This window comes from Nonomuraea bangladeshensis (genome assembly GCF_039529455.1).
Classification (GTDB): domain Bacteria; phylum Actinomycetota; class Actinomycetes; order Streptosporangiales; family Streptosporangiaceae; genus Nonomuraea; species Nonomuraea bangladeshensis.
On record NZ_BAAAMV010000003.1, the window covers coordinates 196,957 to 220,644 of the forward strand.

Annotated in this window: 29 protein-coding genes, 1 pseudogene and 1 riboswitch; of the genes and pseudogenes, 9 read left to right on the forward strand and 21 right to left on the reverse strand. The window is 72.2% G+C overall.

The genetic code is table 11. The features are described 5' to 3' along the window. Positions 1 to 37: 37 nt before the first annotated feature. On the forward strand, positions 38 to 655 hold the full coding sequence (locus tag ABD292_RS09095; protein WP_344206620.1) for a TetR/AcrR family transcriptional regulator: 618 nt from the start codon (positions 38 to 40) through the stop codon (positions 653 to 655). Here the strand turns inward: ABD292_RS09095 and ABD292_RS09100 are convergent. The 8 genes from ABD292_RS09100 to ABD292_RS09135 all read right to left on the reverse strand — a co-directional run bounded on the left by ABD292_RS09100 (position 622) and on the right by ABD292_RS09135 (position 6,729). Then, positions 622 to 1,323 carry an MBL fold metallo-hydrolase gene (locus tag ABD292_RS09100; protein WP_344206621.1) on the reverse strand — a complete coding sequence of 234 codons (702 nt, stop codon included), beginning with the start codon at positions 1,321 to 1,323 and terminating at the stop codon, positions 622 to 624. The two genes, ABD292_RS09095 and ABD292_RS09100, sit on opposite strands and share 34 nt — an antisense overlap. Continuing rightward, on the reverse strand, positions 1,320 to 2,024 hold the full coding sequence (locus ABD292_RS09105; protein ID WP_344206622.1) for a DsbA family oxidoreductase: 705 nt from the start codon (positions 2,022 to 2,024) through the stop codon (positions 1,320 to 1,322). The genes ABD292_RS09100 and ABD292_RS09105 overlap by 4 nt, the downstream gene beginning before the upstream one ends. Further along, the gene (locus ABD292_RS09110) at positions 2,021 to 2,503 is read right to left on the reverse strand and encodes a pyridoxamine 5'-phosphate oxidase family protein (protein WP_344206623.1); all 483 of its coding nucleotides are present in this window, start codon (positions 2,501 to 2,503) and stop codon (positions 2,021 to 2,023) included. The genes ABD292_RS09105 and ABD292_RS09110 overlap by 4 nt, the downstream gene beginning before the upstream one ends. Continuing rightward, positions 2,503 to 3,129 carry an FMN-dependent NADH-azoreductase gene (locus tag ABD292_RS09115; RefSeq protein WP_344206624.1) on the reverse strand — a complete coding sequence of 209 codons (627 nt, stop codon included), beginning with the start codon at positions 3,127 to 3,129 and terminating at the stop codon, positions 2,503 to 2,505. Before ABD292_RS09115 ends, ABD292_RS09110 begins: the two co-directional genes overlap by 1 nt. 86 nt (positions 3,130 to 3,215) lie before the next feature. Beyond that, positions 3,216 to 4,370: a lectin gene (locus tag ABD292_RS09120; RefSeq protein WP_344206625.1), complete on the reverse strand. Its 1,155-nt coding sequence runs from the start codon at positions 4,368 to 4,370 to the stop codon at positions 3,216 to 3,218. A gap of 295 nt (positions 4,371 to 4,665) precedes the next feature. Then, positions 4,666 to 5,100, reverse strand: coding sequence for a hypothetical protein (locus ABD292_RS09125; RefSeq protein ID WP_344206626.1), 435 nt, complete (start codon positions 5,098 to 5,100; stop codon positions 4,666 to 4,668). A gap of 48 nt (positions 5,101 to 5,148) precedes the next feature. Beyond that, positions 5,149 to 6,144, reverse strand: coding sequence for a rod shape-determining protein (locus ABD292_RS09130; RefSeq protein WP_344206627.1), 996 nt, complete (start codon positions 6,142 to 6,144; stop codon positions 5,149 to 5,151). Positions 6,145 to 6,228: 84 nt separating this feature from the next. Beyond that, on the reverse strand, positions 6,229 to 6,729 hold the full coding sequence (locus tag ABD292_RS09135) for a PadR family transcriptional regulator (RefSeq protein WP_344206628.1): 501 nt from the start codon (positions 6,727 to 6,729) through the stop codon (positions 6,229 to 6,231). 56 nt (positions 6,730 to 6,785) lie between these two features. Here ABD292_RS09135 and ABD292_RS09140 point away from each other — a divergent pair, with 56 nt between their 5' ends. The 4 genes from ABD292_RS09140 (at position 6,786) to ABD292_RS09155 (ending at position 10,695) form a co-directional block, all read left to right on the forward strand. After that, entirely contained in the window at positions 6,786 to 8,246 is a 1,461-nt protein-coding gene (locus ABD292_RS09140) for an MDR family MFS transporter (protein WP_344206629.1), read from the forward strand. Between the two features lie 48 nt (positions 8,247 to 8,294). Next, positions 8,295 to 8,495: a DUF5302 domain-containing protein gene (locus ABD292_RS09145; protein WP_329590838.1), complete on the forward strand. Its 201-nt coding sequence runs from the start codon at positions 8,295 to 8,297 to the stop codon at positions 8,493 to 8,495. 136 nt (positions 8,496 to 8,631) lie between these two features. Then, positions 8,632 to 8,767, forward strand: a riboswitch (cyclic di-AMP (ydaO/yuaA leader). A 210-nt stretch (positions 8,768 to 8,977) separates the two neighbouring features. Beyond that, a complete protein-coding gene (locus tag ABD292_RS09150) occupies positions 8,978 to 9,799 on the forward strand; it encodes a hypothetical protein (RefSeq protein ID WP_344206630.1) in 822 nt (273 codons plus the stop codon). A gap of 50 nt (positions 9,800 to 9,849) precedes the next feature. After that, positions 9,850 to 10,695 carry an alpha/beta fold hydrolase gene (locus tag ABD292_RS09155; protein WP_344206631.1) on the forward strand — a complete coding sequence of 282 codons (846 nt, stop codon included), beginning with the start codon at positions 9,850 to 9,852 and terminating at the stop codon, positions 10,693 to 10,695. A 43-nt stretch (positions 10,696 to 10,738) separates the two neighbouring features. On the opposite strand, the gene ABD292_RS09160 is transcribed toward ABD292_RS09155, so the two are convergent. From ABD292_RS09160 to ABD292_RS09180, 5 genes are all read right to left on the reverse strand, one after another. Next, positions 10,739 to 11,110 carry a hypothetical protein gene (locus tag ABD292_RS09160; protein ID WP_091078105.1) on the reverse strand — a complete coding sequence of 124 codons (372 nt, stop codon included), beginning with the start codon at positions 11,108 to 11,110 and terminating at the stop codon, positions 10,739 to 10,741. Between the two features lie 22 nt (positions 11,111 to 11,132). Further along, positions 11,133 to 11,507 (reverse strand): roadblock/LC7 domain-containing protein, encoded by a 375-nt coding sequence (locus ABD292_RS09165; protein ID WP_344206632.1) that lies wholly within the window; start codon positions 11,505 to 11,507, stop codon positions 11,133 to 11,135. A 29-nt stretch (positions 11,508 to 11,536) separates the two neighbouring features. Then, positions 11,537 to 12,373 carry a hypothetical protein gene (locus ABD292_RS09170; protein ID WP_344206633.1) on the reverse strand — a complete coding sequence of 279 codons (837 nt, stop codon included), beginning with the start codon at positions 12,371 to 12,373 and terminating at the stop codon, positions 11,537 to 11,539. A gap of 3 nt (positions 12,374 to 12,376) precedes the next feature. Next, positions 12,377 to 12,751: a roadblock/LC7 domain-containing protein gene (locus tag ABD292_RS09175; RefSeq protein ID WP_344206634.1), complete on the reverse strand. Its 375-nt coding sequence runs from the start codon at positions 12,749 to 12,751 to the stop codon at positions 12,377 to 12,379. Between the two features lie 137 nt (positions 12,752 to 12,888). Next, the gene (locus tag ABD292_RS09180) at positions 12,889 to 13,197 is read right to left on the reverse strand and encodes a winged helix-turn-helix transcriptional regulator (RefSeq protein ID WP_344206635.1); all 309 of its coding nucleotides are present in this window, start codon (positions 13,195 to 13,197) and stop codon (positions 12,889 to 12,891) included. Between the two features lie 96 nt (positions 13,198 to 13,293). Between ABD292_RS09180 and ABD292_RS09185 the strand changes: the two genes are divergently transcribed. Beyond that, entirely contained in the window at positions 13,294 to 13,899 is a 606-nt protein-coding gene (locus ABD292_RS09185) for an NAD(P)-dependent oxidoreductase (protein ID WP_344206636.1), read from the forward strand. 18 nt (positions 13,900 to 13,917) lie between these two features. Here the strand turns inward: ABD292_RS09185 and ABD292_RS09190 are convergent, their stop codons facing one another. Further along, positions 13,918 to 15,126 (reverse strand): DUF4032 domain-containing protein, encoded by a 1,209-nt coding sequence (locus ABD292_RS09190; RefSeq protein WP_344206637.1) that lies wholly within the window; start codon positions 15,124 to 15,126, stop codon positions 13,918 to 13,920. Between the two features lie 22 nt (positions 15,127 to 15,148). On the opposite strand from ABD292_RS09190, the gene ABD292_RS09195 reads away from it, so the two are divergent. Then, entirely contained in the window at positions 15,149 to 16,720 is a 1,572-nt protein-coding gene (locus ABD292_RS09195) for a DUF885 domain-containing protein (protein WP_344206638.1), read from the forward strand. An 8-nt stretch (positions 16,721 to 16,728) separates the two neighbouring features. Here ABD292_RS09195 and ABD292_RS09200 read toward each other — a convergent pair whose 3' ends face one another. The 3 genes from ABD292_RS09200 to ABD292_RS09210 all read right to left on the reverse strand — a co-directional run bounded on the left by ABD292_RS09200 (position 16,729) and on the right by ABD292_RS09210 (position 18,313). Further along, entirely contained in the window at positions 16,729 to 16,971 is a 243-nt protein-coding gene (locus tag ABD292_RS09200; protein ID WP_329590856.1) for a DUF2188 domain-containing protein, read from the reverse strand. A 68-nt stretch (positions 16,972 to 17,039) separates the two neighbouring features. Further along, positions 17,040 to 17,675, reverse strand: coding sequence for a class II aldolase/adducin family protein (locus ABD292_RS09205; RefSeq protein WP_344206639.1), 636 nt, complete (start codon positions 17,673 to 17,675; stop codon positions 17,040 to 17,042). A 44-nt stretch (positions 17,676 to 17,719) separates the two neighbouring features. Then, positions 17,720 to 18,313 carry a TetR/AcrR family transcriptional regulator gene (locus ABD292_RS09210; RefSeq protein ID WP_344206640.1) on the reverse strand — a complete coding sequence of 198 codons (594 nt, stop codon included), beginning with the start codon at positions 18,311 to 18,313 and terminating at the stop codon, positions 17,720 to 17,722. Between the two features lie 47 nt (positions 18,314 to 18,360). On the opposite strand from ABD292_RS09210, the gene ABD292_RS09215 reads away from it, so the two are divergent. Beyond that, a complete protein-coding gene (locus tag ABD292_RS09215) occupies positions 18,361 to 19,278 on the forward strand; it encodes a carbohydrate kinase family protein (RefSeq protein ID WP_344206641.1) in 918 nt (305 codons plus the stop codon). After that, positions 19,275 to 20,489: an aminotransferase class III-fold pyridoxal phosphate-dependent enzyme gene (locus ABD292_RS09220; RefSeq protein ID WP_344206642.1), complete on the forward strand. Its 1,215-nt coding sequence runs from the start codon at positions 19,275 to 19,277 to the stop codon at positions 20,487 to 20,489. Before ABD292_RS09215 ends, ABD292_RS09220 begins: the two co-directional genes overlap by 4 nt. Before the next feature lie 96 nt (positions 20,490 to 20,585). Here ABD292_RS09220 and ABD292_RS09225 read toward each other — a convergent pair whose 3' ends face one another. From ABD292_RS09225 to ABD292_RS09240, 4 genes and pseudogenes are all read right to left on the reverse strand, one after another. Continuing rightward, positions 20,586 to 21,002, reverse strand: a complete 417-nt coding sequence (locus ABD292_RS09225; protein WP_344206643.1) for a nucleotide triphosphate diphosphatase NUDT15 — start codon at positions 21,000 to 21,002, stop codon at positions 20,586 to 20,588. A gap of 20 nt (positions 21,003 to 21,022) precedes the next feature. After that, complete coding sequence (locus ABD292_RS09230) at positions 21,023 to 21,733, reverse strand: alkyl sulfatase dimerization domain-containing protein (protein ID WP_425565060.1); 711 nt, start codon at positions 21,731 to 21,733, stop codon at positions 21,023 to 21,025. Further along, positions 21,707 to 22,905: pseudogene (locus ABD292_RS09235) on the reverse strand (RNA-guided endonuclease InsQ/TnpB family protein); the annotation flags it as partial. The gene ABD292_RS09230 and the pseudogene ABD292_RS09235, both read right to left, overlap by 27 nt. 7 nt (positions 22,906 to 22,912) lie before the next feature. Beyond that, entirely contained in the window at positions 22,913 to 23,641 is a 729-nt protein-coding gene (locus ABD292_RS09240; protein WP_344206645.1) for an MBL fold metallo-hydrolase, read from the reverse strand. Between the last annotated feature and the right edge of the window lie 47 nt (positions 23,642 to 23,688).

A 23,688-nucleotide genomic window follows, 5' to 3' on the forward strand; every position in this document is an offset into this window, starting at 1 on the left:
TGCGCGCCGGCACAAAAGTGGACTACAGTCCGCTTACATGGAGGAGCTGGAGATGCTGGGCGCGCGGCCGCCCAAGGAGCGCGCGGACGCGGCCCGCAACCGGCGTAAGGTGCTGGCCGCCGCGGCCAGGCTGTTCGCCGAGAAGGGCGTGGAGTCGGTCTCCATGGACGCCGTCGCCGCCGAGGCCGGGGTGGGCAAGGGCACGCTCTTCCGCCGCTTCGGCGACAAGTCGGGGCTCGCGGCGGCACTGCTCGACGAGCGCGAACGCGACCTGCAGCAACGCATCCTGTCCGGATCGCCGCCGCTGGGGCCGGGCGCGCCCGCCCGCGACCGGCTGGCCGCCTTCTTCGCAGCCTACCTGGAGTACGTGCTCGGGCACCTGGACCTGGTCAGGATGTCCGAGACCGCCAGCCCCGGCGCCAGGTTCCGCATCGGCGCCTACCGGTTCTGGCACCGCCACGTCGCCATCCTGCTGGCCGAGGCCCGTCCGGACGCCGACGCCGAGCCGCTGGCCCACGCCCTCCTGGCGGCCGTGAGCGCGGAGGTGACGGGGGTGCTGCGGGCCGAGTACGGCCCCGGCCGCGCCGCCGCCGCCGTGACCTGCCTCGTGGAGTCGGTCTCTCACCAGCCGCGGGCGACCCACGACTCCAGGTGAGGGCGTTCCGCCGCGACCGTCGTGTCAGGGCCGTGGCCGGGGTGGACGCGGGTCGTCCCCGGCAGGTCCAGCAGCCGGCGTACGGACCGGATGATCGCCGGGAAGTCCGACAGCGGCGGCCCGGTGAGGCCGGGGCCGCCGGGGAAGAGCGTGTCGCCGGTGAGCAGGTGCCCGTCCACGGCGAGCGACACGCCGCCGGGCGTGTGCCCGGGGGTGTGCAGCATCCGCACCTCCAGCGGCCCCACCCGCAGGATCTCGCCGTCCGCCACCGGCGTGACCGCGCCGTCCCACAACACCGCCCCGGCGGGGAAGGCCAGGGACGCCGGATCGCGGGCCAGCAGCTCGGCGGTCGCGGTGCCCGCGTCCCAGTGGCCGGCGCGCCGCGCGGCGGCGACCTCGTGCGGCCACACCGGCGCGTCCGCCGGGTGCGCCAGGACGGGGACCCGCCACGCGGCGGCCAGGTCCGGCACGGCCAGCACGTGGTCGAAATGGGCGTGCGTGAGCAGCACGGCCACCACGTCGAGCCCCCGGGCCGCGACCAGGATCCGGCCCGGCTCGTCCCCCGGGTCGACGACCAGGGCCCGGCGGTCGCCGCGCGCGTGCAGGATCCAGCAGTTGGTGGCGAGCACCCCCACCACCACTCGCTTGAGCACGAGCCCGCCGCTCACCGGGCCGCGCGCTTGAGCAGGTCGTCGTAGGCGCCGGCGTCGAAGGAGTCCACGACCGGGAAGCCGGCCGCCCACGGCCCCTGCCAGGAGACGCTGATGCCGGGATTGTGCGCGCTCGTCTCGTCGGCGAAGCGCAGCGTGGGGCTGCCGGTGATCGCGTCGGTGCCGGAGATCGCGAAGTCCCGCATGACGTCGGCGCGGTGGCGGCCGTCGTCGAGGGCGGCGCGCAGCGCGGCCACGTCCACGACCCCGCCCGGCACCCCGGCGGCGACGTCCAGGACGACCTGGCGGTGGCTGATCGAGCGGGAGTGCGTCCAGAACGCCTGGCGCAGCGCGAGGTCCAGTTCCTCCCCTGCCTCCAGGCTCTGCGCGCTCGCGGCGTGCACGGCCTCGGCGGCCAGGAGCACGGTGTGGGGGTAGAGGTCGTCGGGGGCGGTCCAGACGCGGAAGTTCGCGTCGGGCTCGATCTGCCCGAGCCCGACGGCCTCGGTGTCGGTGCCGCGCCGGGGGTGCGGGCCGTTGAACAGTTCGAGGGGGAAAACGCGGTGCTCGACCCTGACCCGGCCGTCGAGCCCGAGCCGTGCGCGGGCTCGGCGCAGCCAGATCAGCCCGACGTAGGCGAACGGGCACAGCAGGTCGGACCAGATCTGGATGGTGCCCGCCGCGACCGGCGGCGCGGCGGGTGCGAGGTCGTCCGTCATGGGTGCTCCTGGTGCTCGGTGCCCGGCGGGTTGGTGGTGAAGCGCTCCGGGCGCAGCAGGACGGCGGCCCGTCGCTCGGCGGCCATCGCCCGGTCGTACGCGCCGAGGTCGGGATGCTCGCCCCCGGCCGCGTGGTAGATGTCGCGCAGCAGCGCGGGCAGCGCGGCCGGGCCGAGGCCGGGCAGCGGGTCGTCCGGGCCGGCCAGCTCGACCGGCCCGCGGACCGCCGCCCATTCCCAGCCCGACCGGAACACGAGCGTGGCCCGCGGCAGGGCGCGCAGGTTCGCGAGCTTGGCCGTGCCGCCGCGCGCCACGAACGCGACCACCGTCTCCCTGCTGACCGGGTGCGGCAGCACGCCCGCGTTGACCACGCTCACGGACGGCTCGCCGTCCGCGCGGGTGGTCACCAGGACCGCCAGCCAGTGCTCGGCGGCGCCGTAGCGGCGGATCAGCCGCAGCCCCTCCTCGCCAAGAGCCATCAGAAGCCCTTGGCCAGCTCTCGGGCGTGCGCCTCGGCCTGCCGGCGCGTCTCGTCACGGTCGCCGGTGAGCGTGGGGTGGAAGCGGATCTCGCTGATGTCGGTCAGGCCGGTCCAGCGCAGCCAGTCGGTGAAGTACGTGGACTGGAAGTCGCTGCCGAACTCCGGGCCGAGCCCCGGCCCCCACACGGCGCTGGTGTAGACGACGGCGACGCGGGTGCCGCGCCCCTCCAGCAGGTGGCTGTAGCCCTTCTCCGGGTCGACGCCGAAGATCCAGCCGGGCTGGCTGACGACGTCGATGAGCTGCTTGAGCACGTACGGCACCGATCCGTTCCACATCGGGACGCTGAACAGCAGCCGCTCGGCGGAGGCGAAGCGCTCGAACGCGCGCCGGGCTGCGGCCCACGCCGCGGCCTCCTCGCCCTGCGGCTCGCCGCCGCCGAAGACGGTCATCTTGGCGCGCGCGCCGGCGGCGAAGTCCGGCAGGGAGCCGTCCCACAGGTCCCAGTGCTCGATCTCGTCGCCCTCGTGGGCGTCGCGGTAGGCGTCCGTGAACGTGCGGGCGATGCGCAGCGAATCGGAGTTCTCGCCGCGCGGGGAGGCGGAGACGTGCAGGAGCTTCGGCATGGGAGCACCTCTTTCTCGACAGTATCGGACCGTGGTCCGGTTAGTTGCGAGAACTATATGGACCACGGTCCGGTTACGTCAAGCGGTCAGGTGCGGGTCCAGCGCTGGTTGGCGGCGCCGTTGCAGGACCAGATCTGGAGCCTGACGCCGTTGGCCGTGGAGTAGTTGGGCACGTCCAGGCACTTGTTCGCGCCGACCGCGGTGATGCTGCCGTCGGCGTTGAAGCGCCACTGCTGGTTGTTCTGGCCGTTGCAGTCCCAGATCAACACCTGGGTGCCGTCCGCGGTGCCGCGGCCGGACACGTCCAGGCACTTGCCGCCGTAGACCCGCAGCTCGGCCGCGCCGGTGGCCTCCCAGCGCTGGTTGGCCTGGCCGTTGCAGTCGTAGATCTGCACCGGCGTGCCGTTCGCCTGCGCGGCGCCGACCACGTCGAGGCAGCGGCCCGAGCCCACGCCCCTGATCGCGCCGGCCGTGGAGCCGGGGTCGCCGGGCTCGCCGATGCTGCCGGGCGCCGACTGCAGCGCGGCGTACCAGGCGGCGGCCATCTTGTCGTAGCCGCCGGCGGTGGGGTGGATGCCGTCGATCAGGTCGGCGGTGGTGAGCTTGCTGTGCATGTCGACCAGGCGGACGCGCTTGCCGGCGCTCACCTTGCTCTGGACGATGCCGGGGATCGCCGCGTTGAAGGTGCGGGCGGCCGACTCCTGACCGGAGTTGGACAGCGGGATGATCGTCGCGACGAGGACGTCCGCGTTCGGCGCGCCCGCGGTGATGCGGTCGATCAGCGTGGACAGCCGTTGCGGCGCGCCGGCCAGGTTGTAGTTCTGCAGGACGTCGTTGGTGCCGATGTGCAGCAGCACCGTGCGCGGCGTGTACGAGCGCAGCCAGCCGGCGATGTTCGCGTCGATCTGGTCGATCCGCCAGCCCGGATGGCCCTCGTGGTCGTGGTCGCCCAGGCCGGCGGGCCCGTTGAACTGCGAGCCGACGAAGTCGACCATGTACCGGCCGCCGAGCAGGCGCTGCCACAGCCCGATCCGGTACCCGCCCGGCACCTGGGTGCCCTCGGTGATGGAGTCGCCGAGCGGCATGACCCGCGTCCCGCCGTTGGACTCGGCGGCGGCGGTGCCCGCCCCCGTCGCCAGGGTGGCCAGGACGAGCGCCAGGGCCGTGAATGCGGCGGCGCAGCCGCGTCTCCAGGCGCGCGGGCCCGCCGTCCGGACGGGGGCCGAATCGATAGGGGTCAAGGGAGCCTCCTGACGTGTTGTTAGCGCTAACATTTCGCGGCCCGATGCGGCGCTCCTTCCGCGTGGGCTGCTGGGGTGGTGGTGTGTGGCGGAGCAAATACCTCGCGGCCGCATCCGTCAAGCGCCCGCCCCCGCCTGTGGTGGCCCCCGCCGGCCCGCCGGGACGCCCCCACCAGGCATGACCCGGTGACAAGCGCGCGGTGGCGTGCGATGAAACGTTCACGCCGCGGCGGCCGGTCGTCGCACCGATCCGCTCACCGCCTTGACGGCGTTCGTGGGGGTTTTCGCTGTCGTGCTAGGAGGCCGCGTAACAGGTGGTCGAGCCGACCAGGCGGACGCCCGTGCCGCGGGCGACCGTCAGCTCGAAGGTCAGCAACGTCCTCGGGTCGCGCAGCACCGTCACGTCCTGGTGCCCGTCGCGCAGGTCCAGGTCGTCGGCGATCTCGGCGTACCCCATGGCCTGGAGCTTCTCCCGCAGGCCGGAGGAGGCGTCCACCCGCTCGCTCTCCGCGCGCAGCGACGCGCGCACCTCGCCGGGCGCGCAGGAGCCGTCGTCGATGTGCTGTGGCGCGGAGCGACGCAGGCTGGAGGAGCGCAGGAGGAGGTCGGCGTCGGCGGCGAGCCGGCTGGTGGCCTCGTCGAGCGTCGGGAGGCCGCGGCCCGCCGTGCACGCGCTGATCGCCGCGGCGCAGGCGAGCGCCACGGAGGCTGCGTATCGGCGGGTACGCATGCTCCGGACCCTACCGGAGGCCTCGCGCCTCCGGCAGGCCGCGCGGGATCAATGGATGATCGACTTGAGCCGGCTCACCAGGTGCTGGTCCTCCACGCACCGGCCGAGCCCGAGCGCCACCGAGTACAGGGGCCGCTCCGCCCGCCGCACCGGCATGTACAGCGCCGCGCGCAGCCGCCGGCCCAGGCCGCGCAGCAGCGCGCCGCCCCCCACCAGCACCGCGCCGCGCTCCCCGAGGTCGGCCACCAGCTCGGGAGGGCATCCCTCGACGGTCCCGACGGCGGCCCGCACGATGGCCTCGACCGGCTGCCGCGTCGCCTCGTAGATGAGCTGCACGGGCAGCGACACGGCCCGCTCCTGGCCGGTCTCGGCGTCCCGCCCCTCGACCGTCACGTGCCGCTGCAACGGCTTCCAGTCGGTGCCGGCCCGGCGTTTGGCCTCCTCCGCCTCGGCCTCGTCGAGCAGCAGCCCGTGCTCGCGCTCGACCATGCGGACGATGGCGAGGTTCATGGCCCGGCCCCCGAAGGGCACCGTCGCCGAGGCCACCACCGCGCCGTGGGACAGGACGGCCACGCGGGCCACGTCCCGCCCGATGTCGATGACCATCCGCCCGGTGCCGTCCCGCACCTGGACGCCCGCGCCCAGCGCCGCCGCGAGCCCGTGCGGGACGAGCAGGAGCCCGCGGGCCTCGGCGTCGTAGGCCACGTCCCGGAGGGCCGCCCTGTCGATGGACGTGGCGCCCTCCGGCAGCGCCATGACCAGGCGCGGACGGATCGCGAAGGGCCTCCGGTGCACCTTGCGCAGGAAGTGCCTGATCAGCCGCCGGGTCAGCTCCCCGTCGGCCGGCAGGCCGGCGCTGACGGGCCAGCAGGTCTCGTGGCCGCTCGCGGGGTCGGCCTCCGCGCCGTACTCCACGATCTTGCCTGTCCTGGCGTCGCGGACGACGGCGGAGGGCTCGTCCAGGACGATGCCCTTGCGCTTGACGTAGATCCGGGTGCGCGCGGCCCCCAGATCCACGGCCAGGTCCAGCCCCAGGATGCTCATGGCTGTCCAGGTGATATGTCCACCATGTCGGGATTTGTTTCCGGCGGACCATCAACGCAACACCACGAGCAGAACGTTGTCCTTTTACCCGGCCGAATCCCTGAGCTCCGCCAGGACCTCGTCGGCCCACTGGAGACTGGTCCGCGTCTGCGCCAGCCCAAGCCTCAGCGCGTACGCCCCGAACGAGGCGGGGGACTGGCTCTCCAGCGTCGCCAGCCGCCTCTGGAACCCGGCCCGGATCCGCTCCATCACCGCGATCGCGTCGTCCCGGCCGAGCAGCGGCAGCATGAACGCCTGGAGCGCGACCTCGCTCCGCGTCACGCCCACCGCCGCGTGCTCGATCATCCACTCGTGGAGCCGCCGCGTCCCCTCGGGGGTGATCGTGTACGTCTTGCGCCCCCTCGCGCCCTCGGAGCCGGCGTCGACCAGCCCGTCGGCCGCCATCTTCACGAGCTCCGGATAGATCTGCGTGTGCCCGGCCTGCCAGACGTGGTTGAGCGAGATCTCGAACTTCTTCGCCAGGTCGTAGCCGCTCGCCGGGCCTTTCACCGAGAGCAGCCCCAGGAGCGCCATCCGCAGGGACATGGCCGTCAGCTTATCGAAGACTTGACATGTAAGAACTTACATATCAATCTTCACATGTGACTAATGACATGAAGACGCGGGACGGCAGCACGCTCGTCCTCGTGGCCGCGCTCGGCGGCATGTTCCTCGCGATGCTCGACCAGACGATCGTCGGCACGGCGCTGCCGCGCATCGTCGGCGAGCTGGGCGGCGGCGAGCTCTACACGTGGGTGGTGACGGCCTACCTGCTGACCTCGACGGTCACGGTGCCGCTCTACGGCAGGCTGTCCGACCAGCACGGCAGGAAGCCCTTGCTGCTGGTCGGGATGGTGGTGTTCGTGGCGGGCTCGGCCCTGTGCGGACTGGCCCAGGACATGACGCAGCTCATCGCCTTCCGCGCGCTCCAGGGGCTCGGCGCGGGCGCGCTGGTGCCGTTGTCGCTCGCCCTGGTGCTGGAGATGTTCCCGCCCGGCAGCCCGCGCGGCGCGCGCACCCAGGGGGCGCTCGGCGGCGTGATGGCGCTGGCGTACCTGGCGGGGCCGTTCCTCGGCGGGGTGTTCACCGACCAGGCGAGCTGGCGCTGGGGTTTCTACGTGAACGTGCCGCTCGGCGCGGTGGTGATCGCGATCGTGGCGCTGCGCCTGCCCTGGAGGCCGGGCACCGGCGGCGGCGGGCGTCCCGACTACGCGGGCATCGCCGTCTTCACCGTGGCCATCACCGCCCTGCTCGTGGGGCTGACGGAGAAGGGGCTCGACGGCCACACCTGGACCGACGCGCCCGTGGCGGGGCCGATCCTGCTGGCGCTGGCCGGGCTCGCCGCGTTCGTGGCGGTGGAGCGGCGGGCGGCCAACCCGATGATGCCGATGCACCTGTTCGGCAACCGGACGTACACGCTGGTCAACGTCACCTCCTTCGTCACCGCGTTCTGCCTGTACGCCGGGGTCGTCTTCCTGCCGCGCTACTTCCAGGAGGCGCTGGGCGCCGGCGCCACCGAGTCGGGCCTGCGGATCTACCCCATGACGCTGGCCATGGTCGTGGGCAGCGGCGTCATGGGCCTGCTGATGTCCCGTACCAGGGTCTACAAGCCCTGGCTGCTGGCTTCGCCGTTCCTGCTCGCGGCCGGCACCCTGCTCTGCGTCAACCTCGCCCTGGACACCGGCGGCCTGGCGCTCGCCGGGTGGATGCTGCTCATCGGGCTGGGCATGGGGCCGATGCTGTCGGGGCTGACCGTGGCCGTCCAGCAGGCGCTGCCGCCCGCGTACCTCGGCACCGCCTCGGCCAACCTCACCTTCTTCCGCCAGATCGGCGGCTCCGTGGCGCTGGCCGTGGGCGGCGCGCTCTACACCTCCACGGTCACGGCGGAGGCTCCGGCGCAGGGCCTCGCCGCCGCGCACGCCTCCGCCGCGGCCGTCGCCGTGCCGTCGATCGGCGTGGCCGGGGCGGTGATCGCCCTGGTGGCGCTGGCGGCCATGCCGGGACGGCGGCTGGAGTTGCCGGCCGTACCGCAGACCAAGATTGACGCCGGTTTCGCGTCGTAAGGGACCCCGTGCGAAGCTGGGGGTGTCCCAACACCATGGAGGTCCTCAATGGCGGAATCACCGGAGCCGGAAGTCAGCGAAACTCCCGAGGACGAGATGAAGCGCAAGTTCCGCGAGGCGCTTGAGCGCAAGCGCGGCCAGCAGGCGGCCGGCGGCGCGGGTGGCAGGGGCGGCGATCCGTCGAAGATCCACGGCACGCACGGCCCGGCCGCGAACAAGCGATCCTTCAGGCGCAAGAGCGGCGGCTGAGTCAGACAGTTCCGGCAGGTCCAGAGGGGCGCGGTTATTCCGCGTCCCTCTTTTCTTTGCGCGCGGCCAGGTAGATCTTTTGTCCGATTCATGACGATTCGTTTGCGTTCGTCCCGGCGTGCGTGGTTTAGTCTTGCCATTCAACCAGCCGAATCCCGAACCACTCGGGAACCGGGGACCCACTTCGTTGGGGTGAATCCGGCAGCACGCCGGTAGGGCATCTCCTCGCCCGAACCCGTCAGCTAACCCGGTAGGCGTGATGGAGAGGACCCCCGCATGTCGTACCGCGTCACACCCCCGGACGCCGGCTCCCCACCGGTCGAGATTCCCGAGAGCGTAGTGCCGGCCGCCGGCTGAGCGGCCCTTCACCCCAGGCTCTTTTCCGCGCTCCGCGCAGCCTCCCCCGTCAGGTGCTCACCCCTGGCTGCGCCTTTCTCCCCTGAGCGCGTGTCCCTGTCCCCTCGCAAAGGACTCACTGCTTCATGTCTCCCCGCTTTGGCCTGCGTTCCTGCGCCGTGCTCGCCGCCTGCTCGTTCGGCGCGCTCACCGCCGTATCCACCCCCGCCCACGCCGACACCGACGAGAAGATCCTGCTCAAGGGCTCGACCACGGCCTCCTACTTCTGGGACGACGCCTCCGGCCGGGCCGGGGACACGGGCCTGCCGGCCAGCGGCAAGCCCATGCAGAAGGGCCTGGCCGCCAGCCCGAGCTGGCCCCTGCTGACCGAGGGCTACGTGATGTACAAGGGCAAGAAGATGCCCTTCTTCGTGGGTGACCGCGGCCCCGGCGTGCCCTCCAACTCGGGCATCATGCTCGACCTGGACGCCAAGACGTTCGCCGAGCTGACCGGCGGCAGGTTCAACCCCTCCACGCTGTACGTGGACGGCAACGGCGGCCAGGGCCACATCAAGGTCGACTACGTCATCACCAAGTGGGGCCCCGGCGTCGGCAAGAAGAACTACCCGGTGCCCTTCTCCACCGGCGCCTGGTCGCGCCGCGACAACAACCCGGCCGAGCCCCCGAAGGTCGCCGAGAAGCCGAAGACGACGCAGACCGCGCAGCCGGCGAGGACCGTGGAGAAGACGGCGGTCGCACCCCAGGCCAAGACGCAGAACCAGGCCGGCGCTTCCTCCGGCGGCGCGGCCGTCGAGCTCGCCGCCGGCCGGACCGTGCCCGCCCCCGCGGCCGAGTCCGAGCAGGTGAGCACCGGCGTGAGAGGCGCCGTGCTGTGGTTCGTCCTGGCCCTGGGCGGCGGGGCCGTGGTGGTGGCCGGCACTCGGCTCCGGCGCCTGATCAAGGGCTGACCTCGGCCCTGACGCTTTACGTCACCGGACCAGAATGAGATTCTGGCCCGGTGACGACCCGCGTAACCGCCAACGGCATCGACATCGCCTACGAGAGCTTCGGCGCCCCCGGAGGCCGCCCGCTGCTCCTCATCATGGGTCTCGGCGCCCAGCTCATCCATTGGGACGAAGGGCTCTGCGAGCTCCTGGCCGAGCAGGGACACCACGTCGTCCGGTTCGACAACCGCGACGCGGGGCTCTCCACCCACTTCGACGAGGCTGGGGTGTCCGGCCCTGGCGCGGCTCCGCCGTACCTGCTGGACGACATGGCCGACGACACCGCCGGCCTCATGGACGCTCTCGGCTGGCCACAGGCCCACATCGTGGGCGCGTCGATGGGCGGGATGATCGCCCAGACGCTGGCCATCCGCCACCCGGAGCGCGTGCTGACCCTCACCTCGATCATGTCCACCCCCGGTCCGGAGGTCGCGCCGCCGACCGCGGAGGCCTCCGCGATCCTCATGGCCCGGCCCCCCGCCGACCGTGACGGCGTGCTGGAGCAGGCCGTACGGACCTGGTCGGTGATCGGCTCGCCCGGCTACGAGCTGGACCACGAGCGCGTCACCACCCTCGCCGGCCTCGCCTACGACCGCTGCTTCGACCCGGCGGGCACCGGCCGGCAGCTCGCCGCCATCATGGCCTCGGGCAGCCGCGTCGAGGCGCTCGGCCGGCTGGAGGTGCCCACCCTGGTGGTGCACGGCGAGGCCGACCAGCTCGTCCCCCTGGCGGGCGGCCAGGCCACCGCGGCGGCCATCCCGGGCGCCCGCCTGGTGACGTACCCGGGCATGGGGCACGACCTGCCCCGCGCGCTCTGGCCCGACCTCGTGGCCGAGATCACCAAGCTCACCACCGCCTGAACGCGCCGCGGCCCGCGCCCCCCGGCGCGGGCCGCGCAGGTGGTCAGACCTCCAGCTTCTCCTCGATGGCCCGGAGCTGGTGCCGGGACATGGCGAGGTTGGCCCGGGCGCGGTCGAGGGCGAGGTAGAGGAACAGCCCCTTGCCGCCGCGTCCGGTGATGGGGCGGATGATGTGGTACTGGCCCCCCAGGGTGATGAGGATGTCCTCGATGCTGTCCTTGAGGCCCAGCGAGTCCATCGTGCGCAGCTTGGCCTTGACGACCTCGGTGTTCCCCGCGGCGGCGACCTGGAGGTCCAGGTCCTTCGATCCGCCGAGGGTGCCCAGCGCCATGCCGCTGCCGTAGTCGACGACCGCCGCTCCGACCGCGCCGTCGATGGTCATCATCTCCTTGAGAGAGACGTCCATGCCCGCCATGACTCCTCCTTCTCTGCCGGGTTCACTGCTTGTGTGCTGCGACGGCCGCCACGGCGGCGGCCGTCTTCCTGCCCTCCAGCCGCAGGAGCCCGACGTTCGCGCCGGGTCCGGCCAGGACTGTGAGGACGACGGTGGGGCCGGCGGCGTAGAAGGCCACGAAGCCGGCGGTGCCGGAGATCAGCGTCTCCTCGAAGGCGCCGTGCTGCGTCATGATCAGCATGCGCCTGCTCATGGCGAGCAGGGCCGCCGCGAGGGCCGCCGCCTGCTCGCCGATCTCCTCGGGCAGGTCGCAGGCCACCTGCAGGCCGTCCACGGTGCAGGCGACGCTCCCGCGCACGTCCGGCGTGCGCTCGCGCAGGAGCCTCATCTCCTCCAGGACCTCGTGCGTCGGTTCCACCCGTGGCCTCCTCCTGAGTGAGGGAAACCTCACGACAGCTCCTCTAGCGCTTTCTTCAGCCGCAACAGCAGCGCTATATCGGTCGGGTCCCCCGTGACGGGCGGCCCGGCGGGCAGCCGCGGGGCCTCCGGATGGTGGGGCGGGCGCGGCAGCTCGCCGCGGGCCCGCCTGGGCAGCGTCCGCTCGTCCTCCGCGGAAGGCGGGTCCGGATCCTGGCCGGGCGGATCCGGCGGGCACAGCAGGCCGGCCGCGGCCAGCCGGCGCACCGCCAGCAGCACCGAGTAGCCCGACCGCCCGATCTGCTTGGCCAGCTCCAGCGGGGTCGCCCGCCGGTCGGCCCGGACGAGCACCTCCCACTGGACCCGGTCGAGCGTCACCCCGTGCCCGGCCAGGGCGGTGGCCGGGCGCACCGGGCTGGTGTCGACGTCGGCGGAGGGCCAGATCCCCGCGAGCTGGGCCCGCCGCCTGGCGCACTCGCGCACCAGCCCCGCCACGTCGAAGAACCACTGCCCGCCCAGCCAGTGCTCCTCGCCGGGGCGGAACTTCGGCCGCGTCCCGCTCATCGGCAGCAGGAAGAAGGCCGCGTCGAGCACCACGCCGAGCACGGCGTACTGGAGCTCTCCCTGGGTGATCGAGCCCTCGCGCAGCAGCCGGTCGCAGCCGCCGTCGGACTGCGCGCCCCGCAGGGCCGCCTCCGACATCCGTCCCCTGGCGGTGAGCAGCCGTTCGAGGCTCGGGGTCTGGGCGCACTCCATGTACGTCACGCGCCCGTCCGACAGGAAGATGGTGCCGCTCCGGCCGACCCGCAGCGCGCCCGTCGAGCGCTCTCGGGCGAGCCCGGCGAGGAGGGAGTCCAGCTTCGTCATGGCTCACGTCGTCAGACGGCCGGCGATGGACTGGAGGCGGTGCCTGGCCAGGGCGAGGTTGGCTCGCTCCAGGTCGAGGCGTACGTAGATGACGAGCGGCCCCTCGAAGACGGTCTCCATCAGCCGGAGCAGATGGTGGCCCTTGTCCGTGGTGACCATCATGTCGTCGATGCGTACGACGTCGCCGGGACAGGTGCGGGCCAGCCCGTCGGAGGTGGCGCGCAGCGCCTCGGTGAGCGCGGCGGCGGAGCGGTCGGCCTCGACGCCGGACGCCTGGCTGAAGGCCACGGCCATGCCGCTGGTGTGGTCGACCAGCATGGCGTCCAGCGCGCCTGGTATGGCCATGACCTCCGCCAGGCAGGTGTCGATCCCGAGCACGGTACCTCCCTCGCCATCGGTGGGACGGAGACAGCGTAGAGGTACGGAACCGCCGCGAAGCGTGATCAGTTGCTGGAGTTAATGTTTTGTACGGCGATGGCGGAGAAAAACAACACCAGTGCAGATAAATATACGATTTACGAGAATTTCTCGCGGCAGCGGAGGATTTCCGCGACGTTCTGCTCGGCCCATTCGGCCACCACCGACAGCGGCCCGTGCAGCGAGCGCCCGAGCCCCGTCAGCGTGTACTCCACCCGCGGCGGGACCTCGGCGAACACCTCCCGCGTCAGCAGCCCGTCCTGCTCCATCGCCCGCAGGGTCTGGGTGAGCACCTTCGGCGTGACGCCGCCGATCCTGGTGCGCAACTGGGTGAAGCGCATCGGCCCGTCGCGGAGGCTGAGCAGCACCAGCATCGACCATTTGTCGCCGATACGGTCCAGAACCACGCGGGTCGGGCATTGGGGGTCGAATACGTCACCGGTATCCACAAGGTACTTATAGCACGATGAAGTAACCAGTATCCAACAGATACTGTTGACCTCATGAAGATCCTTGTCTTTGGCGCGACCGGCATGATCGGGCAGCGCATCGTGGCCGAGCTGACCGGACGTGGGCACGAGGTCACCGGCGTCAGCCGCTCGGGAGGCCCGGTCAAGGGCGACGTCCGCGACACCGCCACCCTGGCCAAGGGGCACGACGCGATCGTGCTCGCCATCTCGCCGCCGCGCGACGGCAGCGACCCGGAGGGCCCGTTCCTGGAGGCCAATCGCGCCGTCATCGACGGCGCGCGCGAGGCCGGCACGCGGCGGCTGATCGCCGTCGGCGGCGCGGGCAGCCTCAAGACGCCCTCGGGCGACGACCTGGTCGACACGCCCGGCTTCCCGGACGTCTACAAAAATGAGGCGCTGGCCGCGCGGAAGGCCCTTGGCCTCTACCGCCAGGTGGACGACCTCGACTGGACCTACATCTCGCCGGCCGCCGAGATCGCGCCCGGCGAGCGCACCGGCGTCTACCGCATCGGCCGCGAGGACCTGCTCGCCGACGCCGACGGCCGCAGCTTCATCACGGCCGAGGACTACGCGGTCGCCGTCGCCGACGAGCTGGAGCGCGGGGCACACCCGCGCACCCGCATCACCGTCGCTTACTAGGTCGACTCGCCTACTAGGTCACTCGTCCGGTTCGTCCGGAAGCAGCGCCTTCTCGTCGGGCTTGTGCACGAGCACGTTGTCCACGTACGACTTCGCCGCCGTGGCGAGCCCGACGTCAGCGCCCGCCTGCTCGGACAGATACCAGCGGTGGTCGAGGATCTCGTGGAAGATCTGCGCGGGCTCCAGCTTCCCGCGCAGCCCGGCCGGGATCGCGTCCACCGTCGGGTTGAACACCTCCGCCAGCCACCGGTGCGCCACGATGGCCTCGTCCTCGTGCCGCAGGCCCTTCGCCACCCGGAAGCCGTCGAGGTCGTTGAGCAGCCGCCTGGCCTGGTTCTCCTCGACGTCGAGGCCGGTCAGCCTGAGCAGCCGCCGCTGGTGGTGCCCGGCGTCCACCACCTTCGGCCGGACGATGAGCCGGCCGGTGCCGACCTTGCGCCGCACCATCATCTCGGCCACGTCGAAGCCGAGCAGGTTGAGCCGCCGGATGCGCTGCTCCACGCGGTGCCAGTCCAGCTCCTCGATGATCTCGCTGTCGTTGAGCTCGGCCCAGAGGCGGTGGTAGCGGGCCACGATGTCCTCGGCGGTCTCCATGGGGTCGATCGACGGGTGCAGCAGCCCGCCGGCCTCCAGGTCCAGCATCTCGCCGAAGATGTTGGTGTGGGCCGTGTCGATGTCGGCCAGTCGCTGGCCCTCGCTGATCATCGGGTGCAGCTCGCCGGTCTCGGCGTCCACCAGATAGGCCGCGAACGCCCCCGCGTCCCGCCGGAAGAGCGTGTTGGACAGCGAGCAGTCGCCCCAGTAGAAGCCGTTGAGGTGCAGCCGCACCAGCAGCACGGCCAGGGCGTCCAGCAGGCGGGTGAGCGTGTCGGGGCGCAGGGTGCCGGACATGACCGCGCGGTAGGGCAGCGAGAACTGCAGGTGCCGGGTGATCAGCGCGGCGTCCAGGCCGTCGTCCCTGCCGGTGACGTACGCGACCGGCTCGACCGACGGCGCGTCGAGCCTGGCCAGGTCCCAGAGGAGCTGGTACTCCCGCCTGGCGTAGCGCTCGCTGATCTCCTTGATCGCGTACACCTTGCCGCCGAGCCGGGCGAAGCGCACGATGTGCCGGGAGATGCCGCGCGGCAGATCCACCAGATGGTGCTGCGGCCAGTCTTCGAGTGGGACGTCCCAGGGGAGGCGGAGCAGGTCGGGATCGCCGAGCGCGCCAGTGATCTGGAGGGGCATTGGCTCAGGATAAGGTGCGTCGGTGGACGAGTTTCTCAAGTGGTACTTTTCCGACCATCCCGTGCTCGCCAGCCTCCTTGGGGCGGACGGTTACGATCACACCCTCGGCGACTTCACGGCCGCCGCCTGGGCCGCCCGCGAGCGCGAGGAGATCCGCTGGGCCGAGCGGCTGCAGGCGCTCCCCACCGCCTCCCTCGACGACGAGATCGACAGGGACCTCGTCCTCTCCCAGCTGAGAGGCTCGATCGCGATCGCGTCGTCCTGGCCCGAGTGGCGCCGCGACCCGGGCGTCTATCTCTCGCCGGTCTTCGGCGCGATGTACACCCCGTTCCAGCGGCGGCTCAAGCCCGAGCCCGAGCTGGTGGCGGCCGCGATCTCCCGGCTGGCCGAGGTGCCCGGCGTGCTCGCCGCCTGCCGCGCCAACCTCGACCCCGACCTCGCCGCGCCGCTGCTCGTCAAGCGCGGCCTCGGCCAGGCCAGGACCGGCCGCAACTTCCTCACCCGCACCATTCCCGGCATGGTCGGGGACGACGCGCTGCGCGCCCGGCTGGCCGAGGCCGCCGAGCCCGCCGCCCGTGCCTTCGACGAGCTCGTGACCTTCCTGGAGGGATTCGAGTGCGGCGGCACCTGGCGCATGGGGGAGAAGCTCTACTCCACCCTGCTCCGCGAGCGCGAGCTCCTCGGCTACGGCGCCGCCGAGCTGCACGAGAAGGGCAAGGCCGCCTGGGCCGAGCTGGACGCCAGGATGCGCGAGGTCGCCGTCCGGGTGAACGGCGGCGAGGACTGGCGGGCGGCCATGGAGTCCCTGATGGACGACCACCCGCCCACCCTCGCCGACATGCGGGCCGAGTACGAGGCCGAGACCCTGCGCGCCCGCGCCTTCGTCGCCGAGCGCGACCTGGTCACCTTCGCCGACGGCGAGGAGTGCCTGGTGCTGCCCTCGGCCGAGTACACCCGGCCGGTGCTGTCCGTCGCCCACTACCTGGCGCCGCCGCCGCTGGCCGGCTCGCGCACCGGCGTGTTCTTCGTGCCGTACACGCCGGACGACTTCACCGAGGAGCAGGTGCGCCAGCGGCTGCGGACGAACTCACGGGCCCAGATGCCCTCGATCGCCGTCCACGAGGCCTACCCCGGCCACCACTGGCACCTGTCGTACATGGCGGGCAACCCGCGCACGGTCAGGAAGGTCTTCCGCACCCCCTACTTCAGCGAGGGCTGGGCCCTGTACGTCGAGAAGCTCCTGCACGAGCAGGGCTACTTCGACACGCCCGCCACCGAGCTGGCCCACCTGGACTGCCGGATCTTCCGCGCTGCCCGCATCGTCGTCGACACCGCGCTGCACTGCGAGGACATGTCGATCGAGGAGGCCGAGACGTTCATGGCCACGAAGGCGTCGCTGTCGCCGGGGACCGCCCAGGGGGAGGTCAACCGCTACTGCGCCTGGCCCACCCAGGCGCCCTCGTACCTGACGGGGGCCATCGAGATCGACCGGATCCGGCAGTCGTTCCAGGGGTCGCTCAAGGAGTTCCACGACCGCATCGCCGGCTCCGGCGGCCTGCCGCTGGGGCTGGCCGAGAAGGCGGCGCTGGGGTAGCGGCGGGCTCAGCCCTTCGGGGGAGTGGGGTCGTTGCCGGGGGCGATGGTGCGCTGGTCGCGCACCTTGCCGTCGGTGCCGTGGACGCGCAGCTCGCCGCCGCCGTCGCGGTGCAGCAGCTCGCGGGCCCGCTCCACCGCCTCGGCCTGGGTCGCGGCCGTGTGCAGCGCGCGCTCGGAGCCGGGCTTGGTGACCGCCCAGGTGCCGTCGGGGCGCTGGACGACGTCTCGGGAGTTGGCCTGTCCGGCCATGATCGTTCCTTTCTCGCGACTGACACTGGACCGGGCGTCTACCCAGTGATCGGCCCGGCAGTCACGCCTCAGCCGCGCCGGGGGAACGGCGGCGGGTTGAGCGCCCGCTCGACCACGGCGGCCAGCTGCTCGTCCGTGAGGACGGTCGGCCGCCCGACCGACAGCCCCCTGACATAGACCTCGCACAGCCACTCCAGCAGCCGGGTGGCCTCGAACGCCTGCTCCAGGCCGGGCCCGACGGTCACCCCGCCGTGGTTGGCGAGCAGCGCGGCCTGCTTGCCGGCCAGCGCCTCACGCACGTTGGCGGCCAGCTCGTCGGTGCCGTACGTCGCGTAAGGGGCGACCTTGACCACGCCGCCGAGCAGCAGCGCGTTGTAGTGCACCGGCGGCAGCTCGGTCATGGTCGTGGCCACGACCGTGCCGAACACCGAGTGCGTGTGGACCACGGCCCGCGCGTCGGTGCTCGCGTAGATCGCCAGGTGCATGGGCGTCTCGCTGGAGGGCTGCAGCTCGCCCTCCACCAGGTAACCCTCGACATCGACCAGGGGGCACATCTCGGGCGTGAGCCGGTCGAGCGCCACGCCGGACGGGGTGACCGCGACGAGGTCGCCCTCGCGCACGCTGAGGTTGCCGGACGTGCCGATGACCAGGCCGAGCTCGACGGCGCGGCGGCCGTAGGCGCAGAGCTGTTCGCGAGGGTCCATGAGGGCGCAATCTAGTCGGTCGTCCGAATACAGTGCAATCGTGGTCATAGCCGGTCGAGTGCGCGCAGCATCAGCCGCTCGACGTCCACCCGGTTCAGCCGGTCCGGATAGAGCAGCAGGTGCAGGCTGAGCCCGTCCACGAGGGCGAGCAGGTGCTCGGCCAGGTCGTCGAGGCCGTCGTCCGGATGGTCGCCGCGCAGCTCGCCGGCCGCCCGCGCCTGGCCCAGCAGCTCGCGTACGACGGCGCGCAGCTCGTCCGCCTCCGCCCGCTGCACCCCGGCCAGCCGCTCCGAGGCGAGGCTGCGGCTCCAGAAGCTGACCTCCAGCCGCGACTCCTGGGTGCGCTCGGCGTCCAGCGGCAGGTTGTCCAGCAGCAGCTCGCGCAGCGCGGCGAGGCCGCTCGCGCCTCCCACCTTGCCGGTCAGCCGCTCGCGGATGCGCTGGTGCGACTGGCGCAGCGCCGACAGCAGGATCTCGTCCTTGTCGGCGAAGTAGTGGGCCAGCACGCCGTTGGAGTAGCCGGCCTCCTTGGCGATGGCCCGGGTGGTCGCGGCGTCGATGCCGTCCCTCACGATCACCCGGCGGGCCGCCGCCAGCACCTCCCGCCTGCGCTCGTCGTGATCGACGATCTTCGGCATCGAAACCTCCTCTTGACGTTTTATTCGGACGTCTGTCTATTTAGACTATGACCGTCGTCACCGTCGGCGTCCACATCGTCGACATTCTCGCCAGGCCCGTCGAGCACATCCCCGAGGGCCAGGACACCGTGCTGGTCGACCAGATCCGCCTCACGGCCGCCGGCGCGGCGGCCGGCACCGCCGTGGATCTGGTCAAACTGGGCAACGACGTGGTCACCATGGGCGCGGTCGGCGACGACGAACTCGCCGACTTCCTCCTCATGGTGCTGGCCAAGCGCGGCGTCGACACCTCCTGCCTGCGGCGCAGGACAGGAGAGGCCACCGCCGCCTCGATCCTGCCGATCCGGCCGGACGGCGGGCGGCCCAGCTTCCACGTCCCCGGCGCGAACCTCTCCGTCGTCCCCGCCGACCTCGACGCCGACGTGCTGCGCCGCGCCAGGGGCGTGCACCTCGGCGGCATGGACGTCACGTTCGGCCTCGGCGACCCGGCCTTCTTCGCCCTCCTGGACGAGATCCGCGCCGCCGGCACCGTCGTCACGATGGACCTGCTGTCGGAGATGCCCGACCTGCTCGGGATGGCGCGGGCCTTCCTCCCGCACGTGGACTACGTCCTGCCCAACGAGTCCCAGGCCCGGCTCATGACCGGGGCCGCGGACGCCGAGGAGGCCGCCCGCGCCCTGCTGGCCGACGGCCCGCGCGGCGTGCTCGTCACCCTCGGCGAGGAGGGCAGCCTCGTCGTCACCGGCGACGGTGCCGAACGGGTGCCGGCGCTCAAGACCGAGGTCGTCGACACGACCGGGTGCGGCGACGCGTACTGCGCCGGCTTCCTCACCGGTCTCCTCCACGGCGAGGACGTCCTCGCCGCCGCCCGCTGGGGCACGGCCGCCGCCGCCCGCGTCGCCACCGGGCTCGGCTCCGACGCCGGCCTCACCGACCTCGACTCGACCCTAAGGATGCTTCGATGAACGACGCCGACCTCCGCGCGCGGGCCGCCAAAGTCGTCCCCGGCGGCATGTACGGCCACCTCAACGCCGCCCTGTTCGCCCCCGGCTTCCCCCAGTTCTTCGAGCGGGGCGAGGGCTGCCGCCAGTGGGACGTGAACGGGCGCGAGTACATCGACTTCATGTGCAGCTGGGGCCCGGTCGTGCTGGGTCACCGGCATCCGCGCGTGGAGGAGGCCGCCGCCCGCCAGGCCGCGCTCGGCGACTGCCTCAACGGCCCCGGCCCGATCATGGTGGAGCTGGCCGAGCTGCTCGTGGACCTGATCCCGAGCGCCGACTGGGCGATGTTCTCCAAGAACGGCACCGACGCCACCACCCAGGCCCTCATGGTCGCGCGGGCCGCCACCGGCCGGAACAAGGTGATGATGGCGCACGGGGCGTACCACGGGGCCGACCCCTGGTGCACGCCCTCGCCCGCGGGCACCACGCCGAACGAGCGGGCCGACCTGGTGGAGTTCGCGTACAACTCGCTGGAGTCGCTGGAGGCCGCCGCGGCCACCGTCGAAGGGGACGTGGCGGCGATCATCGTGACGCCGTTCAAGCACGACTCGTTCGAGGACCAGGAGCTGGTCGAGCCGGCCTTCGCGCGCGGGGCCCGCGCCCTCGCCGACCGGATCGGCGCGGCGCTGGTGATCGACGACGTGCGCGCCGGGTTCCGCATCGACCTGCGGGGCTCCTGGGAGCCGTACGGGGTGCGCCCCGACCTGACCGCCTGGTCCAAGGCCATGGCCAACGGCTACCCGATCGCCGCCGTCACCGGCACCGACGCGCTGCGCGGCCCGGCCCAGACGTTGTACTCGACCGGCTCGTTCTGGTTCTCCGCGGTCGCGATGGCGGCGGCCAAGGCCACCATCGAGACGCTGCGCGACACCGACGGCATCGCCGCCATGGAACGCGCGGGAGCCCAGCTCCGCGAGGGCCTCCACACCCAGGCGAAGGCGCACGGGTTCGTGGTCAACCAGACCGGCCCGGTGACCATCCCGTGGCTCAGCTTCGACGGCGACGCCGACCTGTCGGTGGCCATGCACTGGAGCGACGCCTGCCTGCGCCACGGCGTCTACCTGCACCCGTGGCACAACTGGTTCATGTCGGCGGCCCACACCGAGGAGGACGTCGCCAAGGCGCTCGAAGGCACCGACCTGGCCTTCGCCGAGACCCGCGCCCACTTCGGCTGACCCGGCCCGCCCCGGCGCGCCGCGCGGTGGCGGCTCTCCCGGCCTGGACCGGGGGCCGGGGCCTCAGCCGGTGACGCGGTAGCGGCCGCCGGGGCCTCAGCCGGTGACGCGGTAGTGGCCCTCGCCGTGGCCGCCGAGCACCCGCGCCGTCGCCGGGAACAGCGGCGACGGCAGGTCGCCGACGGCGAACCAGCGCCACGACCGGAACACGTGCGGCTCGGTGACCACGGGCTCGCCCGAGCGCAGCTCCATCGTCACCGCCGCGGTCACCCGCACCACTCCCTCACCGGGATGGTCGAGCACCACGGCGGTGACCCGGGGCGGCCCGGCGTCGGACAGGCCGGTCTCCTCGCGCAGCTCCCGCGCGGCGGCCGCCTCGAACCCCTCGCCGGGCTCCACCGCCCCGCCCGGCAGGCACCACGACGGCGGCTCGCCCGCCTTGACCCGCTCGCCCAGCAGGATGCGCCCGCCGGGCGCGGTCAGCACGACGCCGACACCGATGATCCGTTCCACGGGACATCACCGTAACGGCTTCACGACCGCTTCCTGGACTCGGCGGCGGCCCAGGCGAAGACGCCCTTCGCCATGAGGGAGCGCTCGCTCGCCGCGCGGGCCGCGAACACCTCCGCCCGCACCCGGTGCACCCCCGCGTCGTCGGGCGCGGCCAGGGCCGCCATCTCGGCCAGGTGCCCGGCCAGCCGCTCGTCGCCGTCGGACAGCGCCTTCAGCGCCGCGTCCGCCAGCGCCGCGGGGCCGCCCGCCAGCCGGGCGACCGCCTCGGCCACCACGGCGTCGGGGGCGGGCTTGAGGGTGGCCGGGTTGCCGTCGTACCAGCCGCCGTAGAGCCGCCACAGATTGCGTACGACGAACTCCGGCTCGTCGTAGCGCGCCCGCAGGTAGGGGCGATCGGCGAGGTGCGCGGGCGGGCGCACGGTGTGGATGATCTCGTCCAGCCTGGCCCCGGCGTTGAGCAGGTCCAGGGTCTGGCCGACCAGCGACTCCAGCCACTCGGCGGTCTCCAGCAGGGCCTGCCTGATCCGGTCGCGGCCGAAGATCGGCGCGCCGTGGCTGGGCAGCATGATCTCGGCGTCCATGGCGGCCATGCGGTGCAGGGCGTGCACCCACTCGCGCGGGTAGCGCTGCACCTTCTGGGGGTTGCCGCAGTTGGGCGTCACCCAGTTGACCTCCTCCCCCTCGTGTACCGAGGGGAGTCCGACCGTCGCCGGTCGGTCTTCCTGCTTCATCGCCGGTCGCCCGCCCGAGAGGAGGACTCCCGTTGAGGTCTTACACCAGCTCCACAGGCGTTTCAGCTCTCCGCCGGCCCGGCGGCGAGCAGCATGTTCTGAGCCGCGTTCACCTCCCGATCATGCACCGCGCCACACGCACAAACCCACACACGGACGCTCAACGGCATCTCTTCCTGCAGCGTCCCGCAGACCGAGCACAACTTGGAGGAGGGAAAGAAACGGTCCACGACCGCCAGCGTGCGGCGGTACCAGTCCGTCTTGTACTCCAGCATGCGCCGCAGCTCCCGCCACCCGGCGTCAGAGATGGCGCGGGCCAGGGCGTGGTTCTTGAGCAGGTTGCGTACGGCCAGGTCTTCCACGGCGATCACTTGATTTTCGCGTACAAGCCGTGTGGTGACCTTGTGCAGGTAGTCGCGCCTGCGGTCGGCGATCCGGGCGTGCACCCGCGCCACCTTCAGCCGGGCCTTGGCCCGGTTCTTCGAACCCTTCTCCTTGCGGGCCAGCGCCCGCTGGGCCTTGGCCAGCCTGCGCCGCTCGCGACGCTCGTGACGCGGGTTGGCGAGCTTCTCGCCGCATGCCAGTGTGAGCAGGGCGGTGAGGCCCGCGTCCAGGCCCGTCGAGCGGTCGACGGGCGGCAAGGGCACGATCTCCTCCTCCACCAGGAGGGACACGAACCACCGCCCGGCCGGGTCCCTGCTCACGGTGACCGTGGACGGCTCGGCTCCCTTGGGCAGCGGACGCGACCACACGATGTCCAGCGGCGCGCCCATCTTGGCCAGGGTGAGCCGCCCGTCGCGCCAGCGGAACCCAGAGCGGGTGTATTCGGCCGACGCCCGCGACCTCTTCTTGCTCTTGAAGGTGGGGTACTTGGCGCGGCGGGCGAAGAAGTTCGCGAACGCCGCCTGCAGATGCCGCAGCGTCTGCTGCAGCGGCACCGACGACACCTCGTTAAGAAACGCCAGCTCGGGTGTCTTCTTCCACGCGGTCAGCGTCGCGGACGACTCGGTGTAGGAGACTCCGCGGCCTTCCAGCTTGTAGGCGCGGGTCCGCTCTTCGAGTGCTTTGTTGTAGATCAGGCGCACGCAGCCGAACGTCCGGACAAGCTCTTCGGCCTGTTCGGGGGTCGGATAGAAGCGGTACTTGTAGGCCCGCTTCACCAGCTGCGCCACCCCTCGATCATATGTGCGAGGTCACTCGGGCACCGGCCGTTTCGGACAGACGGCGGTTTGCTTGACGGCGTATCGCCTGTTCCTGCCCTGTTCCGCAGGAGTCCGGTTCCTCCCCCGCCTGAAGGCGGGGGTCTCCCCCTCGGGGGTATCTCATGAACAGGTCGCCCGGCAGCAGCCGGTGCTCGGGGACGTGGCCGATCGTGGCGTCGTCGGTCTCGCCCTTGGCGTGCGTGAGCTCGAAGGTCACCCCGGCCCGCCGTACGGTCAGCGCGTCGCGGTAGGTCACGTCGGGATGGCGGTACTCCGCCGGCCAGCGCAGGTCGTCCGCCTGGAACTGGCGCTGGTTGATCACCGCGTTGTAGCCGTTGGTGAGCACGTAGCGCCGGAAGCGGTCGCCGACGGCCTCGTGGGCGTAGACGGTGGCGCGCGGCCCCGACTCCTCGAACGGCCCCAGCCCGAAGACGTGGTCGATGTGCCCGTGCGAGTAGAAAGCGGTGGTCAGCGGCGCGCGGCTCCAGGCCCGTACGTCCTCGTGCAGCCGCCCGGCCGAGAACGGGCTGCCGGTGTCGAAGAGCGCGAGCTCGCCCTCGCCCGCGAAGGCGATCGCGTTGCCGAAGCCCTGCCACCAGCCGACCCCGTCGGCGATCGGGTGGACGCCGCCGCCGGCCAGGCCCGCGTCCACGATGCTGTCGTCCGACTCGCCGCGCCAGACGCGGTCCGCGTACTCCTCGATCATGTGACCACTCTGCGGCCGGGGGATCGTCCCCGGCAAGGACCCGGCCC

What these genes read in the sequence shown, in the direction of transcription:
- ABD292_RS09095 (WP_344206620.1), top strand. Translation starts at nt 38, where the DNA reads ATGGAGGAGCTGGAGATGCTGGGCGCGCGGCCGCCCAAGGAGCGCGCG.
- ABD292_RS09215 (WP_344206641.1), top strand. Translation starts at nt 18,361, where the DNA reads ATGACCGTCGTCACCGTCGGCGTCCACATCGTCGACATTCTCGCCAGG.
- ABD292_RS09240 (WP_344206645.1), bottom strand. Translation starts at nt 23,641, where the DNA reads ATGATCGAGGAGTACGCGGACCGCGTCTGGCGCGGCGAGTCGGACGAC.
- ABD292_RS09125 (WP_344206626.1), bottom strand. Translation starts at nt 5,100, where the DNA reads ATGCGTACCCGCCGATACGCAGCCTCCGTGGCGCTCGCCTGCGCCGCG.
- ABD292_RS09160 (WP_091078105.1), bottom strand. Translation starts at nt 11,110, where the DNA reads ATGGCGGGCATGGACGTCTCTCTCAAGGAGATGATGACCATCGACGGC.
- ABD292_RS09115 (WP_344206624.1), bottom strand. Translation starts at nt 3,129, where the DNA reads ATGCCGAAGCTCCTGCACGTCTCCGCCTCCCCGCGCGGCGAGAACTCC.
- ABD292_RS09185 (WP_344206636.1), top strand. Translation starts at nt 13,294, where the DNA reads ATGAAGATCCTTGTCTTTGGCGCGACCGGCATGATCGGGCAGCGCATC.
- ABD292_RS09205 (WP_344206639.1), bottom strand. Translation starts at nt 17,675, where the DNA reads ATGGACCCTCGCGAACAGCTCTGCGCCTACGGCCGCCGCGCCGTCGAG.
- ABD292_RS09110 (WP_344206623.1), bottom strand. Translation starts at nt 2,503, where the DNA reads ATGGCTCTTGGCGAGGAGGGGCTGCGGCTGATCCGCCGCTACGGCGCC.
- ABD292_RS09190 (WP_344206637.1), bottom strand. Translation starts at nt 15,126, where the DNA reads ATGCCCCTCCAGATCACTGGCGCGCTCGGCGATCCCGACCTGCTCCGC.
- ABD292_RS09150 (WP_344206630.1), top strand. Translation starts at nt 8,978, where the DNA reads ATGTCTCCCCGCTTTGGCCTGCGTTCCTGCGCCGTGCTCGCCGCCTGC.
- ABD292_RS09170 (WP_344206633.1), bottom strand. Translation starts at nt 12,373, where the DNA reads ATGACGAAGCTGGACTCCCTCCTCGCCGGGCTCGCCCGAGAGCGCTCG.
- ABD292_RS09105 (WP_344206622.1), bottom strand. Translation starts at nt 2,024, where the DNA reads ATGACGGACGACCTCGCACCCGCCGCGCCGCCGGTCGCGGCGGGCACC.
- ABD292_RS09210 (WP_344206640.1), bottom strand. Translation starts at nt 18,313, where the DNA reads ATGCCGAAGATCGTCGATCACGACGAGCGCAGGCGGGAGGTGCTGGCG.
- ABD292_RS09220 (WP_344206642.1), top strand. Translation starts at nt 19,275, where the DNA reads ATGAACGACGCCGACCTCCGCGCGCGGGCCGCCAAAGTCGTCCCCGGC.
- ABD292_RS09145 (WP_329590838.1), top strand. Translation starts at nt 8,295, where the DNA reads ATGGCGGAATCACCGGAGCCGGAAGTCAGCGAAACTCCCGAGGACGAG.
- ABD292_RS09230 (WP_425565060.1), bottom strand. Translation starts at nt 21,733, where the DNA reads ATGAAGCAGGAAGACCGACCGGCGACGGTCGGACTCCCCTCGGTACAC.
- ABD292_RS09135 (WP_344206628.1), bottom strand. Translation starts at nt 6,729, where the DNA reads ATGTCCCTGCGGATGGCGCTCCTGGGGCTGCTCTCGGTGAAAGGCCCG.
- ABD292_RS09200 (WP_329590856.1), bottom strand. Translation starts at nt 16,971, where the DNA reads ATGGCCGGACAGGCCAACTCCCGAGACGTCGTCCAGCGCCCCGACGGC.
- ABD292_RS09130 (WP_344206627.1), bottom strand. Translation starts at nt 6,144, where the DNA reads ATGAGCATCCTGGGGCTGGACCTGGCCGTGGATCTGGGGGCCGCGCGC.